The following is a 16,816-nucleotide window of genomic DNA, read 5'->3' as shown; positions in this document are numbered from 1 at the left end:
ATCATAAACCTTATAGTTATGCGTAGAAAACTTCTGTATGAAGGAGCTAATAAGCTAGAGTATGAAATCAGACAAATAGTACAAAAGGCTGAAAAGGTGGCTGCCTGCGGTATTCCTATTGTATGGGAAAACATTGGTGACCCTATTCAAAAAAATGCTAAAATACCTGCATGGATAAAAGGTATTGTAAGTGAGCTGGTGGAAGATGACAAAAGCTATGGCTACTGCCATTCAAAAGGAGAGCTAAAAACAAGAGAGTTTTTGGCTGATAGAAATAATAGCCTGGGCGGGGCTCAGTTGAGCGCAGACGATATATTGTTTTTCAATGGTTTGGGTGATGCTATTTCTAAATTATATCAATACCTGCCTAATACTTCTAGGATTATTGGACCTAGTCCAGCTTATTCCACGCATTCGAGTGCTGAGGCTGCTCATGCTAATAGCGATGCTTTAACTTATACTCTAGATCCCAATAATTCATGGTATCCTGATTTGGAAGAGCTGTATAACAAGGTGAAGTATAATCCTAATATCACAGGGGTTTTAATTATCAATCCGGATAACCCTACAGGTATGATCTATCCTGTGGAGTATTTGCAGCGAATTGTTAAAATAGCAGAAGAGTTTGATCTGTTACTTATCAGTGATGAGATTTACATGGCTATTACACAGCCAGATATGCATACTTTGCCTTTGGCTAAAGTGTTGGGGAACAGGCCTGGTATATCTATGAAAGGTGTTTCTAAAGAGTTGCCTTGGCCAGGAAGCAGATGCGGATGGATGGAGTTTTATAACCGAGAAAATGATCACCAATTTAATCAATTTTGTAAAGCATTAGAAAATGCTAAAACATTAGAGGTGTGCTCTACTACACTTCCCCAAAAAGCTATTCCAATTATCTTTTCTCACCCTGAGTATCCTAAATATATTAAGGAAAGGAATGATGCTATCTATCATAGAAATAAGGTAATTACCTCTTTGCTAAAGGATGTTAATGGTATCAGGTACATTGAGACTAAGGGTGCCTTTTATAATACTATCTTATTTGAAGATGGTGTTTTGAATGATAAGCAGTTTTTAGAGACTGAAAATGCAGGTATCAAGGCTTTGCTGAAAGAGTGGATAACTGATGGAATGGATAATGATAAGCGATTTACTTATTATTTATTGGCGACCAAAGGTATCTGTGTAGTACCTATTTCTTCATTTCAATCAGAGCTTTCAGGTTTTAGAGTTACATTGCTTGAAGAGAATGAAGAGATGCTACATCAAACATTTTCTACTTTGAGAGATGCGTTGAATGAGTATTTAAATTCATAAAATAAAAAAGGAGTGATTAGCTAATCACTCCTGAACCTATTAATTCTTCATCATTGTACCACGCGACAAACTGTCCTGCGGCAATTGCTTTTTGTGGTGTTTCAAATACCACGTAAAGCCCATCTTCTTTCATATAAAGTTTAGCTTTTTCAAGGGATTGCCTGTATCTAATTCTTACCATGTATTCTGCAGACTCGCCTATGGCTAACTTTAAATCTGGCCTGATCCAGTGAATTTCTTCTGGTACAACTTTTAATGCTTTTCTATGTAGTCCGGGATGGTCATCACCTTGTCCGGTATATATAGTGTTAGTAACCGTGTCAGTTCCTATTATAAATAAAGGTTTGGGAGTTCCTCCTATATTTAAACCTTTACGTTGACCAATGGTGTAATAATGCGCACCATTGTGCTGGCCTACCTCTTTGCCTAAGGCGGGAGTATAGCTGAAGTCTTGGCTTATAGCGGCTAGCGTATTGCTTTCAGCTCCGTTTACAGCTGTATTTATTGGGTTATTAGTATAAGCCTCTGAGTCTGCAGCTATTTCTATTACTTTTCCTTTTTTAGGCTCTAGTTTTTGCTGTAAAAATTCAGGTAACCTTACCTTGCCTATAAAACAAAGGCCTTGACTGTCTTTTTTTTCAGCTGTAATTAATTCCTGCTCTTTGGCTATTCGCCTAACTTCTGGCTTCTCCAATTCACCAATTGGGAAAAGGGCTTGAGAAAGTTGGTCTTGGGTTAGCTGGCATAAGAAGTAACTTTGATCTTTATTCTTGTCTTTACCCGCTAGTAATTGATATACTTCTTTGCCATCCTTTTCAATTACTGATCTTTGGCAATAATGGCCTGTGGCAATATAATCAGCTTTTAACTTTTTAGCGGCCTTTAAGAAAATATCAAACTTAATCTCACGATTACAAAGCACATCAGGGTTAGGCGTTCTACCTTTTTGGTATTCGTCAAACATATAATCCACAATGCGTTCTTTGTATTCCTTGCTTAAGTCTATTGCATGAAATGGAATGCCTAACTTTTGGGCAACCATCATAGCATCATTACTATCTTCTAACCATGGACATTCATTACTTATTGTTACACTGTCATCGTGCCAGTTTTTCATAAACATGCCTATGACTTCATAGCCTTGTTCTTTCAGTAAGTAGGCGGCTACACTGCTATCTACGCCACCTGACATACCTACCACTACTCTTTTCATACTGCAAAATTAAAGATTGTAGTTTAATAAACTTGACGATAACATAATAGGTTTCATATTTTAGAGATAATTAATCTCTGTCATTTACATGGAAGCCTTCATTTGAGATACAGTCTCGTTAAAGCTGTCTACAAATTCAGTGTAGTATTCTCCTGTACCAGGACCAGCAAAGCCAGTGTGAATTCTTAATATTTTACCGTTACTGTCTATGTATATTGTGGTGGGAAAGGAAATAATCTTGTTTAAAGCAGGTAGCGTTTTAGATGCCTCTGCTTTATCCTTAACACCGGCAATGGCAAAGCTATAGCCTACATTAAATCTGTCAATCATTTTTTGAACACGATTTTTGGCGTATTCAAAATCCGGTTTTGCTTCATATGCTAGCCCTAATATTTCTATGCCCAAGTTTTTGTTTTTATCATACCATTCAGATAAAAATTTTGTCTCGTCCATGCAGTTGGGGCACCATGAGCCAAATAACTGGATGATAACTGGTTTTCCTTTATAGTCTGTTAGTGAAACAGAATCTCCATTTAAAGTGGGAAATGTGAATGATAGCTGCTCATAACCTGGCTTTAAAAAAGTGAGGCTATCTGCATCGGGAAGTTTATAATTTTCATTTCTCTCGGCTGTCCAGGTTTCATGTCCACTTTTTCCTGCCCAGAGGCTTCCGGTTATGCGGTTGTTGTCCAGTGTGCCTTCAAACAGGTAAGCATGGTTGCCATCAAATGTGCTTAATTTTATGGTGCTGTCTTCTACTACTCCTTCAAGGTATCTGTAATCGCCCGTCTTTGTTAGAAATGTACCCGTTGCTTTTTGGTTGTGCTGTTTGAAAACCCCAATGGCTAAGGTGGTGTCTTGTTCTGAGCTCGCAAAGGTTACTTCCCATTTGCCGGTGAAATCAGCGCTGGGTTTAGACTGGGTAGTAAACCTTAATGAATCTCCAAAGGTAGCTTCGAAAGGAACTTTGTAGCCCTCTTCATAATTTTTGATCCAGTAACCTGTGAGGTGATCGTTGTCTATTTTAGCAATAATGTCTGCGTCAAAAATGTGCAAAGGTATATGCACAGAATCATTCTTAATGGTTATTCCATCAAGAGGGATGCGCTCATCAGCATTAATTAGATCTATGTTATAGATGCTGTCAGTTCTATTTACTTCAAATATAAAAGGTATTTTGTGCCCTGATGACGAAATGTCCCCTTTCCAAAAACCACTTTTTAACGCTACCTCAGCCTTATCCTTATTTCCTGTTGAACAGCTACAAGCTATAATGAAAAGTAAAGCAACCAGTAACCAATTATTTGAAGTTGATGAGATCTTAAAGTGCATAGTCTATTGAAAATTAGGGTCTTTAATTCATTGTAAATGTAGTTAAAATGAAAATCAATTCTCCCATTTCTTCCCACTGCGGTTGTATACTTGTTTTATAGGTTAGAAATGAGGTTTCATGTGAGGTTTTGTGCGTAATGCCCGCTTGGATTTTAAACTGGATGAATTCTTCCCACTTTCTCCCACAGATTATAATTTCAGAATTTTCAATTCTTGCTGTTTAATTATAACTAATTGATTTATAGTTAAATGTGTGTTTTTTGATTGTTTGCCGATGCTGTTTCTTAAGATGTGGAGTAGTACTTTCTTGAGATGTGAAAAAACTCGAGGCGTATAAAATTTAAAATTTGAAGGGTTATGTAAGGAAAATGGAAAAAAGTGGTGAAAAGTGGAGGAATGTGGTGGAATATGTCAAATTATTTTTTATGTTTGTTTATTAGAATCAGAGCATACAGTCCACAATGGCATTTTTCACTAGTGAGTACGAATGCAAGATTGATGCAAAGGGGCGTTTATCGCTTCCAGCTAAGATCAAAGCAAATTTACCAGAGTCATCTGGTAATGAGCTCGTTGTAAGACGGGGCTTCGAGCCATGCCTGATGCTCTACCCTATGGTAGAGTTTAAAAAGATTTACTCCAAAATTGCGGGGTTGAATGAGTTTAATGAAGAATACAGAAAGCTTCAGCGCAATTTTTTCAGGGGTAGTTCTGTAGTTGAGCTAGATAACAATGGCAGATTCCTAATACCAAAATTGATGTTGGGCTATGCCGGATTAGAAAAGGACGCCATAGTTGTGGGCATGGGTAATAAGGTTGAAATATGGAATCCTGAGAGATACGAAGAGCATCTGATCAGTGATCCTGGGGAGTTTTCTAAACTAGCTCAGAAATACTTGGATGAGTAGAAGGTGGTGAAAGCCTAGCCTTCGCATTGATGGTGATTGGTGGTCTATTTGTTTCTGTGTCAGGATTGAAAAGAGATAAATAAGATAATAGTTAATGGATAACAATCATTATCATAAACCGGTAATGCTGGAAGAGTGCATAGAGGGATTGAATATAAACCCCGAAGGTGTTTATGTGGATTTAACATTTGGGGGTGGTGGGCACTCTAGAAAAATATTAGAGAAATTAAAAGGAGGGCACCTGTATTCTTTTGATCAGGATCAGGATGCGAAGGTTAATGCAGAAAGCATTAACGATAGTTCTTTTACATTCATAGAAGGAAATTTTAGGCATTTGAGGAGGTATCTGAAAATGCATGGTGTTACATCTGTGGACGGTATTTTGGGAGATTTGGGAGTTTCTTCTCACCAGATCGATGACGCTGACCGTGGTTTTTCTACTCGTTTTGAGGCGGAGTTAGATATGAGAATGGACCAGTCAGCAAGTACTACCGCCAGGGAGGTGCTTAACCAATACAGTCAAGTAGATCTGCATCGTATATTGGGTATGTATGGTGAGGTGAAAAATGCAAAGACATTAGCCTCTGCTATAGTAGCTGCACGTACGAACGCAGAAATCAAAACTGTCAGCGACCTGCGACAGATTCTAGATAAATATGCAAAGCGTGGAAAAGAGTATAGATACTATGCTCAGGTTTTTCAGGCAATAAGAATAGAGGTGAATCAAGAATTAAAGGTTCTTGAAGAAGCTCTGGAGCAAAGTGCTGAGATACTAAGCCCGAAGGGGAGACTTGTGGTTATGTCTTACCATTCGTTGGAAGATAGAATGGTGAAAAATTTTATAGCCAAGGGCAAGTTAATGGGTGAGCAGGAAAAGGATTTCTATGGTAATGTGATACGGCCGTTGGAGCCGGTGACCAGAAAGCCTGTAGTGGCTTCTGATGAAGAAATAAAAGAAAATAATAGAGCACGAAGTGCCAAGTTGAGGATAGCAGAGAAGAAATAGAATTAAATGGCCTCTAATACGTTCAAGGTAAAAAAAGGGGACACTACTACCGGTGGGGGAAGTGTTTTTGCAAGGGTAGAAAGGCTTTTGCGTATAGATGCAGCTTTTGCACATGGCGTACCTGTAAAGTATTTGCCTCATGTGTTATTTGTTACCGCTATAGGAATTTTCTATATCGGTAATAGTCATTATGCTGAAAAAAATATAAGAAAGATAGATAGGCTTAAAGGTGAAGTAGAAGACCTTAGGGCTGATTATACTACTTTAAAAGCTGATTACATGTTTTCTAGTAAGCAGTCTGAAGTGGCTAAACACGTTAAGAAATTAGAATTAGAGGAGAGTTTACAACCACCCGTTAAAATAGTAGTAACAGAGAAGTGAATATAAAGAAGTCCATATTATTAAGAGTGAGGGTGGCTTTTCTGCTAGTGGCAATATTCGCTATTGCTATAGTAGCTAAGACACTCAATATTCAATATGGTGAGGGTAATAAGTGGCATGAGATGGCCGAGCAGATTAATCTTAAGTATAAGACTGTGAAGGCTACGCGTGGCAATATTTACTCTGACAATGGAAGTTTGCTGGCTACATCATTGCCTTTTTACAAATTGGCTTTTGATGCTACCATAGCTAATGATGATGTCTTTAATCAAGGGCTAGATTCATTATCAATGCTTTTGAGTAATTTCTTCAAGGATAAATCGAAAGAAGGTTATAGAAGGAAATTGAAAAATGCTCGTGAGCTGAATAGGCAATATATAGTGATTAACTCTAAAATGGTAGGCTATCAAGACAAGAAAGTGATGTCTAAATGGCCCATTTTTAGGGCAGGGCGCTTAAAAGGCGGTGTTATTTTTGAAAAGAAAGATAGTCGTTTTTTGCCATTCGCTAACCTTTGTAAAAGAACTATTGGGTTTGTTAATGAAAATAGTCGTGGTGCAGGGTTAGAGTACAGCTTTAATGATAGGCTTGCAGGTAAAGATGGTGAAGCCTTATATCAAAAGCTGGCAGGAGGAGACTGGAAGCCATTATTTGATGGTTCTGAAGTAAAGACTGAAAATGGCTATGATATAGAAACAACAATAGATATCAACTTGCAGGATGTTAGTGAGACAGCCCTACTTCGTGCTTTAGAATACCATGAGGCAGATTATGGTGTAGTGGTAGTAATGGAAGTAGGTACTGGTGAAATAAAGGCGATTTCAAACCTTACTAGAAGTGCTAAGGGATATTATTATGAAGGATATAATTATGCTGTAGGACGCACAGTTGAGCCTGGTTCTACTTTTAAATTGGCTACTATGATAGCTCTTTTGGAAGACACCAATATTAGTCTTAACGATAGTGTGGCCACTGGCGATGGTAATCAGAAATTTTATGATAACGTGGTGCGTGATCATGAGCATGGTGGCTATGGTACTATCTCTATTCAGCAGGCGTTTGAAAAGTCTTCTAATGTGGCCATGGCCAAGTTGGTAGATCAATATTTTGGTTTAAAGCCAGATCGTTTTTTAGGATATATCGATCAGTTGGGTTTGTCTCAGCCTTTGGGTTTACAGATTAAAGGAGAGGGTATACCTAAAATAAAACGACCTACTGATAAAAGTTGGAGTGGAATCACTTTGCCTTGGATGGCTTATGGTTATGGGTTGGAATTAACGCCTATTCAGTCTTTGGCATTATATAATGCTGTGGCTAACAATGGTAAGTTGATAAAACCAATTATTGTGAAGAAGGTGCGAAAGGCCGATAAGGTGCTAGAGGAATACAACACCGTAGTCTTAAACGAAGAGATTTGCTCTGAGGCTACTTTAAAGAAATTAAAAGTAATGTTAGAAGGTGTAGTAGAAAGAGGAACTGCTGCTAACATTAATAACTCATATTATCAGATTGCTGGTAAAACAGGTACGGCTCAGATCTTGGATAAAGGGAGGTATACAAAAAGGTATATTACCTCATTTGCAGGCTATTTTCCTGCTCATGACCCTAAATATAGTGCTATTGTACTGATTAAAAATCCGAAAGGCTGGAGGCAGTATGGAAGTAACGTGGCGGCACCCGTTTTTAAAGAAATAGCTGATAATATATATGCGCGTGATTTAGATATGCACCGTGAAATGCCACAAGAATATGTGGCTGATAAGGGTGTATTTCCTGTGATTAAAGCAGGAAATCATGAAGAGCTTAAGTTTATCTGTAATGAGCTGGGCATTTCTAATCATAGTTTGAACCAAGCAGAATGGGTGACAACTAGCTTGCAGGGGAACTCTATCGATTGGAAAGAAAATAATGTGGATCCTAAGTTGGTGCCTGATGTAAAGGGGATGACTTTAAGGGATGCTATTTATTTGCTTGAGAGTTGTGGGCTAAACGTACAGGTAAAGGGAAAAGGCAGGGTGACGAGACAATCACAATACCCTGGGACAAAAATTTTAAAAGGCACAGATATAATAATAGAATTGAGTTAATGGCAGTATTAAAAGACATATTATATAAAGTCTCATTGGTTTCTACTTCTGGTAACATGGATGTAGAGGTAAATTCTATTGCTTTTGACTCAAGAAAGGTAGAGCGCAATACGCTATTTGTGGCTGTAAAAGGAACACAGGTAGATGGTCATAATTATATCGCCACTGCCGTGGAAAAAGGAGCTACCGTAATTGTTTGCGAAAATCTTCCTGAGGATATCAATGATGCAGTGACCTATGTGGCTGTAGCTGATAGTGCCAAAGCTTTGGGATTCATATCATCGAACTTCTATGGAGTGCCTTCTTCAAAGTTAAAGTTGGTGGCGGTTACGGGTACTAATGGTAAAACTACGGTAGCCACATTGCTTTACAATTTGTTCCGCCAGTTAGGATATAGCGTAGGCTTACTGTCTACTGTTAACAATAAAATTGACGATGAGATAATACCGGCAAGTCATACCACTCCAGATGCAGTGAGCTTGAATGAACTGTTGGCTAAAATGGTTGATGCTGGGTGTCAGTTTGCATTTATGGAAGCAAGTTCGCACGCCATTCATCAAGAGCGTGTAGCTGGACAAATGTTTGCTGGTGCGGTTTTTACTAATATCTCACACGATCATCTTGATTATCATCAAACTTTTGATGCGTACATCAGCGCTAAGAAGAAGTTATTTGACGAGCTGCCTGCTAATGCTTTTGCATTGGTAAATACTGATGATAAAAGAGGTAGGATAATGTTGCAAAATACTAAGGCATCTAAAAATACTTTTGCTTTAAAAAGTGTAGCTACCTACAAAGGTAAAATCATAGCCAATACTCTTCAGGGCTTGGAAATGGACATCAACCATAAAAGTGTGTGGTTTAAGCTTATTGGTGATTTTAATGCCTATAACTTGTTGGCGGTATATGCCACGGCAGTGTTGTTAGAAGAAGAGGAAGATGAAGTATTAACGCAGCTGTCTACTTTAGATGGTGCGCCAGGAAGGTTTGAGCAAGTGATAACCAAAGCTGAAGTTACCGCCATTGTGGATTACGCACATACGCCCGATGCATTACAAAATGTGTTGGAAACCATTGCTGAATTTAGAACTGGTAACGAGCAAGTGATAACGGTAGTAGGCTGTGGCGGTAATAGAGATAAAACTAAACGTCCGTTGATGGCTTCTATTGCTTGTAAGCTTAGTGACAAGGTGATCTTGACATCGGACAACCCACGGGATGAAGAGCCTATGCAGATTATTAAGGAAATGCAAGAGGGGCTATCACCAGTGGACCATAAAAAAACGCTAGTAGTGGCAGAGCGCGAAGAGGCTATTAAAACAGCCTGCATGCTTGCTAGTAAAAATGATATAATTCTGGTAGCTGGCAAAGGCCACGAGACCTACCAGGAGGTGAAGGGAATTCGTCATTCATTTGATGATAAAGAGGTGCTTAATAGAATGTTGAACTTATTTGCTAATTGAGATATATAAATGCTGTATTACATTTTTGATTACTTAGAAAGACATTTCGACCTGATAGGAGCCAGTGTATTTCAATACATCTCTTTCAGGGCAGGTATGGCTGCTGTTATCTCTTTAGTAATTACCATTAGCTTCGGTAAAAGGTTAATTAACCTTCTTCGTAAAAAGCAAATAGGTGAAACAGTAAGAGATTTAGGTTTAGAAGGTCAGTTAGAAAAGAAGGGTACACCTACAATGGGTGGAATAATTATACTTAGCGGTATTCTTATCCCGGTTCTATTATTTGCCAAGTTGGATAATGTTTACGTAATCTTATTGATTGTCACTACTATTTGGCTGGGGCTAATTGGGTTTTTAGATGACTATATCAAAGTATTCAAAAAGAACAAAGAAGGACTGGCGGGTAAATTTAAAATTGTAGGTCAGGTAGGTATTGGACTTATTGTGGGACTTACGCTTTACTTCCATGACGATGTAGTGATAAGAGAATACAACAAAGAGTATGTAGTAGAAAATAACGAATTGGTCAGGACTTATGAAGATGTAAAATCTACAAAAACGACTGTTCCATTTCTTAAAAATAATGAACTTGATTATGATACTGCGTTCTCATTTCTAGGTCATGATTTGACTTGGGTGATGTATGTAGGTATTGTAATATTCATCATTACGGCAGTGTCCAATGGGGCTAATATTACCGATGGTATTGATGGGCTTGCTGCGGGAACTTCCGCTATTATTGGATTAACGCTGGCCATTTTTGCGTACCTCTCTGGGCGTGTAGACTTTAGTGATTATTTGAATATTCTACACATCCCGAACTTAGGAGAGGTGGTGGTTTTTTGTACTGCATTTGTAGGGGCTTGTCTCGGTTTTCTGTGGTATAACTCATTTCCTGCTCAGGTATTTATGGGAGATACGGGTAGCCTTTCGTTAGGAGGTATTATTGCTGTATTGGCCTTGGTAGTAAGAAAAGAGTTGATGATACCTTTATTGTGTGGCATATTCTTGGTAGAGGAGCTATCAGTAATATTACAAGTGTCATACTTTAAGTACACTAAGAAAAAGTATGGCGAAGGGCGTAGAATATTTTTAATGTCTCCGCTGCATCACCATTATCAAAAGAAGAATATTCATGAATCTAAAATAGTGTCAAGGTTTTGGATAGTTGGAATACTGCTAGCTATTATCAGTTTGGCAACATTAAAATTAAGATAAGAGAAGAGGAGACTCCGTGGAGTCAAAAGCGCGAATGACAAAAGAAAATATAACCATATTAGGAGCAGGTGAAAGTGGCACAGGAGCAGCCCTTTTGGCGAAAGCTAAAGGGTTTAACGTGTTTGTATCCGATTATGGTACTATTAAGGATAAATACAAAGCCGAATTAGATGCTGAAGGTATCAGCTATGAAGAGGCGAAACATAGTGAAGAACTGATTCTTAATGCAGATTTAATTGTGAAAAGCCCGGGAATTCCGGATAAGGCTCCAATAATTAAGAAGGCTGTAGAAAAGGGAATTTTATTAATAGATGAAATAGAGTTTGCCAGCAGATATACCGATGCCAGATTTATAGGCATTACAGGTACTAATGGTAAAACTACCACTACTTTATTGACCTATCATCTGCTAAAAGAAGCAGGGTTAAAAGTAGGCTTGGCTGGTAATGTGGGCGTTAGTCTTGCGCGTCAGGTAATAGAAGATAATAATGATTTTTATGTGCTGGAGTTGAGTAGTTTTCAGCTCGATGGTACAGTGAATTTTAAGCCTGAGGTAGGGGTGTTGTTAAATATAACACCTGATCATATGGATAGGTATGAGTACAGTATGGAGAAGTATACTGATTCTAAATTTCAGCTTATTAAAAATATGGAGCTGCAAGATCATTTTGTCTACTTTGCTGATAGTCAGATTATAGCATCTTGGTTGAAGAAGAATGTTTGTAAGGCAAAGCAGCATCCTATTTCATTGGTTGGAGCCTCTGAGCTGTGTTTGAAAGATGGCATTTTGCATTTTGAAGATGGACATACCATTAGCCAAGCGGAATTGCCATTAAGAGGAGAGCACAATGCAGTTAATATAATGGCGGCTGTGTCTGTGGCAAAGGCTGTAGGTATTGATGGGGAAAATATTGAAAAGGCATTAATGACCTTTAAAAATGCTCCTCATCGCATGGAGTATGTAGCCACCATTGATGGTGTAGATTTCATCAACGATTCTAAGGCTACGAATGTGGATGCAGTGAAATATGCTATTGATAGTTTTGATAAGCCATTGGTTTGGATAGCCGGAGGGATAGACAAAGGCAATGATTATGGTTTCATAATGGAGGCTATTAATGCAAAAGTGAAGGCGTTAGTGTGTCTTGGCAAAGATAACAGTAAGCTGAGGGATGCTTTTCATGATCAGATCATCGATATGTTAGAAACTGATGATGTTAATCATGCGGTAAAGGCTGCTTATGAATATGCAGATGTCAACGATGTAGTATTACTATCTCCGGCATGTGCTAGTTTCGATCTATTCAAAAATTATGAAGATCGTGGCGATAAGTTTAAGAAGGCCGTATTGGATTTAAAAGAAGAATTAGCAAAAGAGGCTTGAAGGGATGAATAAGATTAAAGCATGGGTAGATAAGTATTTACAGGGTGACCCTGTAATCTGGACAGTAGCATTTGCACTGTCTTTGATAAGTATACTTGTGGTATATAGTGCTACAGGTACGCTTGCTTTTAAACACATGGTTAATCCTGAAACGTATTTATTAAAGCATACTATATTAATAGGCGTTGGTCTATTGGCTATGTGGTTTGCTCATAGGGTGGATTACAGGTATTATTCACGTTTGTCGCGTTTAGCATTATGGATAAGCGTGCCTTTGTTGCTGTATACTTTTACTAATGGAGTAAGCTTAAATGATGCATCTCGTTGGATAATGGTGCCAGTAATCAATGCATCTTTTCAGCCGTCTGATTTGGCTGCTTTGGCGCTGATTACCAGTTTAGCCAGTATGCTTTCAAAAAGACAGCAAAATATAGCTGATTTTAAGGAGTCTCTGATTCCTATACTAATATGGAGTGGTGTTATCTGTGGGTTGATAGCTTTAACCAACTTATCATCAGCCATATTATTATTCTTAACCTGTATGCTTATAATGTTCATTGGCCGGGTGCCGGTGAAGTATTTGGGAATGTTGGTGTTTGTGGGAGTATTGGCAGGTGGGGCTGCATTGAAGTTTGGTGTAAGGGGAGAAACAGCTAAGAACCGTATTGAAAGCTTTTTCGAAGGAAAAAACTTGCCTTTTCAGGCGCTGCAGGCAAGAATGGCCGTGGCTACAGGTGGAATCACCGGAAAAGGGCCTGGTCAGAGCCAGCAAAGAAATATATTACCTCACCCATATTCTGATTTCGTTTATGCGATCATTATTGAAGAATATGGATTAGTGGGGGGAGTCGTGGTGTTGGTGTTATACCTCATATTGCTCAGCAGGGGGATGAAAGCCGTGCACAGTAGTGAGCGTGCATTTGGAGGCTTGCTCTCCGCAGGGCTAAGCTTTTCACTGGTACTGCAGGCTTTGGTAAATATGGGAGTAGTTGTTGGGCTCGGTCCTATTACAGGTTTGCCGTTACCATTGGTGAGTATGGGAGGTACATCATTGTTGTTTACAGGGCTGTCTTTAGGGATAGTTTTAAGCGTGAGTAGAGGTGAGACAGATGAGAGCTGGGAAAACAAGGGTGGTGATGTCAGAAATATGGCAAGAGCTGTCAGATAATTGAGTATTAGAAAAATAGAGATATATAAAATTGAAGGCTAACGAAACATATCGATTTATCATAAGTGGTGGTGGTACCGGAGGACATATCTATCCGGCAATAGCTATTGCTAACGAAATTAAGGATCGATATCCTAGTGCTGAAATTTTATTCGTAGGAGCCAAAGGCAAGATGGAAATGACCAAGGTGCCTGAGGCTGGGTATAAAATTGAAGGGCTTTGGATCAGTGGATTACAAAGAAAATTGACAATTGATAATTTGTCCTTTCCTTTTAAAGTTATTTCCAGTTATTTCGCGGCCCGAAAAATAATAAAGAGGTTTAAGCCTCATGCGGTAGTAGGTGTTGGAGGTTATGCCAGCGGTCCTATTATGCTTGCGGCTACTTCTATGGGAGTGCCAGCCATGATTCAGGAACAGAATTCATATGCAGGCATGACCAACAAAAGGTTGGGGAGTAAGGTTCAACGAATATGTGTGTCTTATGACCGGATGGATAGGTATTTTCCTGCCACAAAAATTAAAATTACAGGAAACCCTGTAAGGAGTGATATTCAGCAAGTAGATGATAAAAGAAGTAAAGCTCAATCATTATACAATCTGGATGGTAATAAAAAGACCATACTAGTGCTTGGAGGAAGTCTTGGAGCCAGAATGGTTAATAATAGCGTAATAGGTAAGCTACAGGAAGTAATAGATGCCGATGTGCAGTTATTATGGCAGACTGGTAAGTTTTATTTTGAAGAGATGAAAACCAAGGCGGAAAAGTTTGATTTGAATAACATCCGCGTGTTGGAATACATTAAAGAGATGGATTTGGCGTATGCCGCGGCTGATATTATAGTGTCAAGAGCTGGAGCATTATCTATTTCTGAGCTATGCTTAGTAGGGAAGCCTGTTATTTTGGTGCCTTCAGCAAATGTGGCTGAAGACCATCAAACAAAAAACGCCATGTCTCTAATAGAGAAGAATGCGGCATTGATGGTTACTGATGCTGAGGCTGAGGAGAATTTGATTCCTGAAGCCTTAAAACTTATAAATAATGATAGTAAGCAGGCTGAGCTTGCCGGAAATATAAAAAGCATGGCTAAGCCTAATGCTACACAAGATATTGTTAAAGAATTAATGAGTATAGTGAATTGAAACTGTCTGATTACCATAGCGTATATTTTTTAGGTATTGGAGGTATCGGTATGAGTGCTCTTGCCCGCTGGTTTAACCACAATGGTTTTAACGTGGCAGGTTACGACCGTACAGCTACACCTTTAACTATGCAATTAGAGGAAGAAGGGGTAGAGGTTCATTATAACGACAGTGTAGACGCTATTCCTGAATACATTAAGCAATCGGCTAGCGAGGCATTGATCATTTACACGCCAGCAATACCGAAAAAGCATCAGGAGTATAATTTTTTGAAGGATACTGGTTATACTATTCTGAAAAGATCTCAAGTATTGGGGCTTTTAAGTGAGCGTTTTTTCACTATTGCTGTGGCTGGTACTCATGGTAAGACTACAACGTCATCCATGGTGGCTCATTTGCTAAAGCATGCAAATAGAGATATTACAGCTTTTTTGGGTGGTATAGCATCCAATTACAATTCTAATTTCATAGCTAATGAAACGGATGAGGCGGTGGCTGTAGTAGAGGCAGATGAATTTGATAGGTCATTTTTAACGTTAAGCCCAAATATTGCAGTGGTGACTGCTTCTGATGCAGACCATTTAGATATTTATGGTGATAAAAATGCTTTGAAAGACTCTTTCAAAGAGTTTATAGGTAAAATAAGGAATGATGGACAGCTGTTTATTAATGATAAAATATCAGATGAGCTGTTAGAAAATCATTCTTATCAAGGTAGTAGAAATACTTATGGCATTGAAAGGGGCGAGTATTATGCTTCTAATATCATAGTGCGTAATGGCATTTTTGAGTTCGACTATTGTGATAGTAAGCTCACTATTGCTGGTCTTAAATTGTATGTGCCAGGTTTTCATAATGTTGAAAATGCAACCGCAGCTATAGCCAGTGCGTTGGCAGTGGGGGTAAGTGCTAGTGACGTAAAGCAAGGTATTGAAAGCTATAGAGGAGTGAAAAGAAGGTTTGAGTATCTTATTAATAAAGAAAATATTGTCTTTGTTGATGATTACGCTCATCATCCTGTTGAAATTGAAGCTTTTTTGAAATCTTTGCAGGCTCTTTTTCCAAATAGGAAGGTGACAGCTATTTTTCAGCCTCATTTATTTAGCAGAACACGTGATTTTGCTGCTGAATTTGCGCAAAGTTTGAGTCTGGCCGATGAGGTAATATTATTAGATATTTACCCAGCCAGAGAGGAACCTTTGGAAGGAGTTTCTTCAGAAATGATTTTTAAAGATATCACTATTGATAATAAAGTGTTATGTAATAAGGAGTCGTTAATGGAGCTCGTTCGTGAAAGGGAATTAGATGTAGTGGCTACCATAGGTGCCGGAGATATAGATCAGTTAGTGAAGCCTTTAAAACAGTATTTGGAGGGTAGGTATGAAGCTTAAGAATATTAGGTTAAAGACAGGTGCTAAAATATTTATATCAACAGTGGTTTTGGTGTCTGTAATCGGGTTTACAGAAACCAGACAAGACGGAGAAACTTGTAAAGACATCGTGATTAGGATTAGCAACCAGCACGAGAACTACTACATTAATGAGGAGGATGTAATTGCTTTAATGACGAGCCACGGCAGTTATGCTGTGAAAGGACAGTTGTTTAAGGAATTGAATTTAAAAAGTATAGAACAGCGCGTAGCTGAAGATAAGTTTATAAAAAACGCAGAAATTTATAAGGATTTAAAAGGAAATCTGTTAGTAAATGTGAAGCTGAGAAGACCAGTGGCCAGAATTATGCAGAGGAATGCTCCTCATGCTTATGTGGCTGAAGATGGATCTATTCTTCCTGTTTCTAATAAGTTTTCTTCTCGGGTAATTCTTGTAAGTGGAGCATATGCCAGTAAGCTGGTTGAAAATAATTTAACAGAATCAGAAGAAGGAAAGAAGATTTTTAGGTTAATCAATTATATCAATAATGATGACTTCTGGAAAGCACAGATTGCTCAGGTTGAGGTAGATAGTAAAATGAATATTGTGCTTTATCCTCAGGTGACAAAGCAGTATGTAGAGTTTGGGCAGCCAGAAGACTTAGAAGATAAATTTGAGAAATTAAGAATATTTTACAAGCAAATATTGCCGCAGAAAGGGTGGAATACCTATGACAGGGTTAATCTGGAGTACGAAGGGCAAATAATTGCAGAATAAGTGAAATGCTGGCCGAGAGGCCTGCTATAGAAATTAAAGAGAATATACAA

14 protein-coding genes are annotated in these 16,816 nt (G+C 38.5%); 12 read left to right on the top strand and 2 right to left on the bottom strand.

The annotated features are described in order from the left end of the window. The first annotated feature begins 18 nt into the window (after window positions 1–18). Window positions 19–1,320 carry a pyridoxal phosphate-dependent aminotransferase gene (locus ACXACQ_RS00475; RefSeq protein ID WP_474973950.1) on the top strand — a complete coding sequence of 434 codons (1,302 nt, stop codon included), beginning with the start codon at window positions 19–21 and terminating at the stop codon, window positions 1,318–1,320. A gap of 16 nt (window positions 1,321–1,336) precedes the next feature. Here ACXACQ_RS00475 and mnmA read toward each other — a convergent pair whose 3' ends face one another. Both mnmA and ACXACQ_RS00465 read right to left on the bottom strand, forming a co-directional pair. Further along, entirely contained in the window at window positions 1,337–2,533 is a 1,197-nt protein-coding gene (gene mnmA / locus ACXACQ_RS00470; RefSeq protein ID WP_474973949.1) for a tRNA 2-thiouridine(34) synthase MnmA, read from the bottom strand. Window positions 2,534–2,617: 84 nt separating this feature from the next. Beyond that, window positions 2,618–3,865 carry a TlpA disulfide reductase family protein gene (locus ACXACQ_RS00465; protein ID WP_474973948.1) on the bottom strand — a complete coding sequence of 416 codons (1,248 nt, stop codon included), beginning with the start codon at window positions 3,863–3,865 and terminating at the stop codon, window positions 2,618–2,620. A gap of 461 nt (window positions 3,866–4,326) precedes the next feature. Here ACXACQ_RS00465 and mraZ point away from each other — a divergent pair, with 461 nt between their 5' ends. From mraZ to ACXACQ_RS00410, 11 genes are all read left to right on the top strand, one after another. Then, window positions 4,327–4,770 (top strand): division/cell wall cluster transcriptional repressor MraZ, encoded by a 444-nt coding sequence (gene mraZ / locus ACXACQ_RS00460; protein WP_474973947.1) that lies wholly within the window; start codon window positions 4,327–4,329, stop codon window positions 4,768–4,770. Between the two features lie 94 nt (window positions 4,771–4,864). Beyond that, window positions 4,865–5,776, top strand: coding sequence for a 16S rRNA (cytosine(1402)-N(4))-methyltransferase RsmH (rsmH, locus tag ACXACQ_RS00455; protein WP_474973946.1), 912 nt, complete (start codon window positions 4,865–4,867; stop codon window positions 5,774–5,776). 6 nt (window positions 5,777–5,782) lie between these two features. Next, window positions 5,783–6,157, top strand: coding sequence for an FtsL-like putative cell division protein (locus ACXACQ_RS00450; RefSeq protein ID WP_474973945.1), 375 nt, complete (start codon window positions 5,783–5,785; stop codon window positions 6,155–6,157). Beyond that, the gene (locus ACXACQ_RS00445; protein ID WP_474973944.1) at window positions 6,154–8,244 is read left to right on the top strand and encodes a penicillin-binding protein; all 2,091 of its coding nucleotides are present in this window, start codon (window positions 6,154–6,156) and stop codon (window positions 8,242–8,244) included. The genes ACXACQ_RS00450 and ACXACQ_RS00445 overlap by 4 nt, the downstream gene beginning before the upstream one ends. Then, a complete protein-coding gene (locus tag ACXACQ_RS00440; RefSeq protein ID WP_474973943.1) occupies window positions 8,244–9,707 on the top strand; it encodes a UDP-N-acetylmuramoyl-L-alanyl-D-glutamate--2,6-diaminopimelate ligase in 1,464 nt (487 codons plus the stop codon). Before ACXACQ_RS00445 ends, ACXACQ_RS00440 begins: the two co-directional genes overlap by 1 nt. A gap of 9 nt (window positions 9,708–9,716) precedes the next feature. After that, window positions 9,717–10,925, top strand: a complete 1,209-nt coding sequence (mraY, locus tag ACXACQ_RS00435) for a phospho-N-acetylmuramoyl-pentapeptide-transferase (protein ID WP_474973942.1) — start codon at window positions 9,717–9,719, stop codon at window positions 10,923–10,925. Between the two features lie 34 nt (window positions 10,926–10,959). After that, window positions 10,960–12,309 (top strand): UDP-N-acetylmuramoyl-L-alanine--D-glutamate ligase, encoded by a 1,350-nt coding sequence (gene murD, locus ACXACQ_RS00430; protein ID WP_474973941.1) that lies wholly within the window; start codon window positions 10,960–10,962, stop codon window positions 12,307–12,309. Window positions 12,310–12,313: 4 nt separating this feature from the next. Further along, a complete protein-coding gene (locus tag ACXACQ_RS00425; RefSeq protein ID WP_474973940.1) occupies window positions 12,314–13,477 on the top strand; it encodes an FtsW/RodA/SpoVE family cell cycle protein in 1,164 nt (387 codons plus the stop codon). Between the two features lie 31 nt (window positions 13,478–13,508). Beyond that, window positions 13,509–14,618: an undecaprenyldiphospho-muramoylpentapeptide beta-N-acetylglucosaminyltransferase gene (gene murG, locus ACXACQ_RS00420; protein ID WP_474973939.1), complete on the top strand. Its 1,110-nt coding sequence runs from the start codon at window positions 13,509–13,511 to the stop codon at window positions 14,616–14,618. After that, window positions 14,615–16,009: a UDP-N-acetylmuramate--L-alanine ligase gene (gene murC, locus ACXACQ_RS00415; protein WP_474973938.1), complete on the top strand. Its 1,395-nt coding sequence runs from the start codon at window positions 14,615–14,617 to the stop codon at window positions 16,007–16,009. Before murG ends, murC begins: the two co-directional genes overlap by 4 nt. Then, window positions 15,999–16,766, top strand: coding sequence for a cell division protein FtsQ/DivIB (locus tag ACXACQ_RS00410; RefSeq protein WP_474973937.1), 768 nt, complete (start codon window positions 15,999–16,001; stop codon window positions 16,764–16,766). The genes murC and ACXACQ_RS00410 overlap by 11 nt, the downstream gene beginning before the upstream one ends. Window positions 16,767–16,816 lie beyond the last annotated feature (50 nt).

The organism is Fulvivirga sp. AWR4_260 (genome assembly GCF_056158185.1).
The sequence above is the reverse complement of the archived record's forward strand: the minus strand, read 5'-3'. Positions and strand labels throughout refer to the sequence as shown.

Bases quoted from the DNA above. Each gene is read 5' to 3' on its own strand.
- mraZ (WP_474973947.1), top strand. From the start codon at position 4,327: ATGGCATTTTTCACTAGTGAGTACGAATGCAAGATTGATGCAAAGGGG.
- mnmA (WP_474973949.1), bottom strand. From the start codon at position 2,533: ATGAAAAGAGTAGTGGTAGGTATGTCAGGTGGCGTAGATAGCAGTGTA.
- ACXACQ_RS00465 (WP_474973948.1), bottom strand. From the start codon at position 3,865: ATGCACTTTAAGATCTCATCAACTTCAAATAATTGGTTACTGGTTGCT.
- murD (WP_474973941.1), top strand. From the start codon at position 10,960: ATGACAAAAGAAAATATAACCATATTAGGAGCAGGTGAAAGTGGCACA.
- ACXACQ_RS00425 (WP_474973940.1), top strand. From the start codon at position 12,314: ATGAATAAGATTAAAGCATGGGTAGATAAGTATTTACAGGGTGACCCT.
- ACXACQ_RS00410 (WP_474973937.1), top strand. From the start codon at position 15,999: ATGAAGCTTAAGAATATTAGGTTAAAGACAGGTGCTAAAATATTTATA.
- ACXACQ_RS00475 (WP_474973950.1), top strand. From the start codon at position 19: ATGCGTAGAAAACTTCTGTATGAAGGAGCTAATAAGCTAGAGTATGAA.
- ACXACQ_RS00450 (WP_474973945.1), top strand. From the start codon at position 5,783: ATGGCCTCTAATACGTTCAAGGTAAAAAAAGGGGACACTACTACCGGT.
- rsmH (WP_474973946.1), top strand. From the start codon at position 4,865: ATGGATAACAATCATTATCATAAACCGGTAATGCTGGAAGAGTGCATA.
- ACXACQ_RS00440 (WP_474973943.1), top strand. From the start codon at position 8,244: ATGGCAGTATTAAAAGACATATTATATAAAGTCTCATTGGTTTCTACT.
- mraY (WP_474973942.1), top strand. From the start codon at position 9,717: ATGCTGTATTACATTTTTGATTACTTAGAAAGACATTTCGACCTGATA.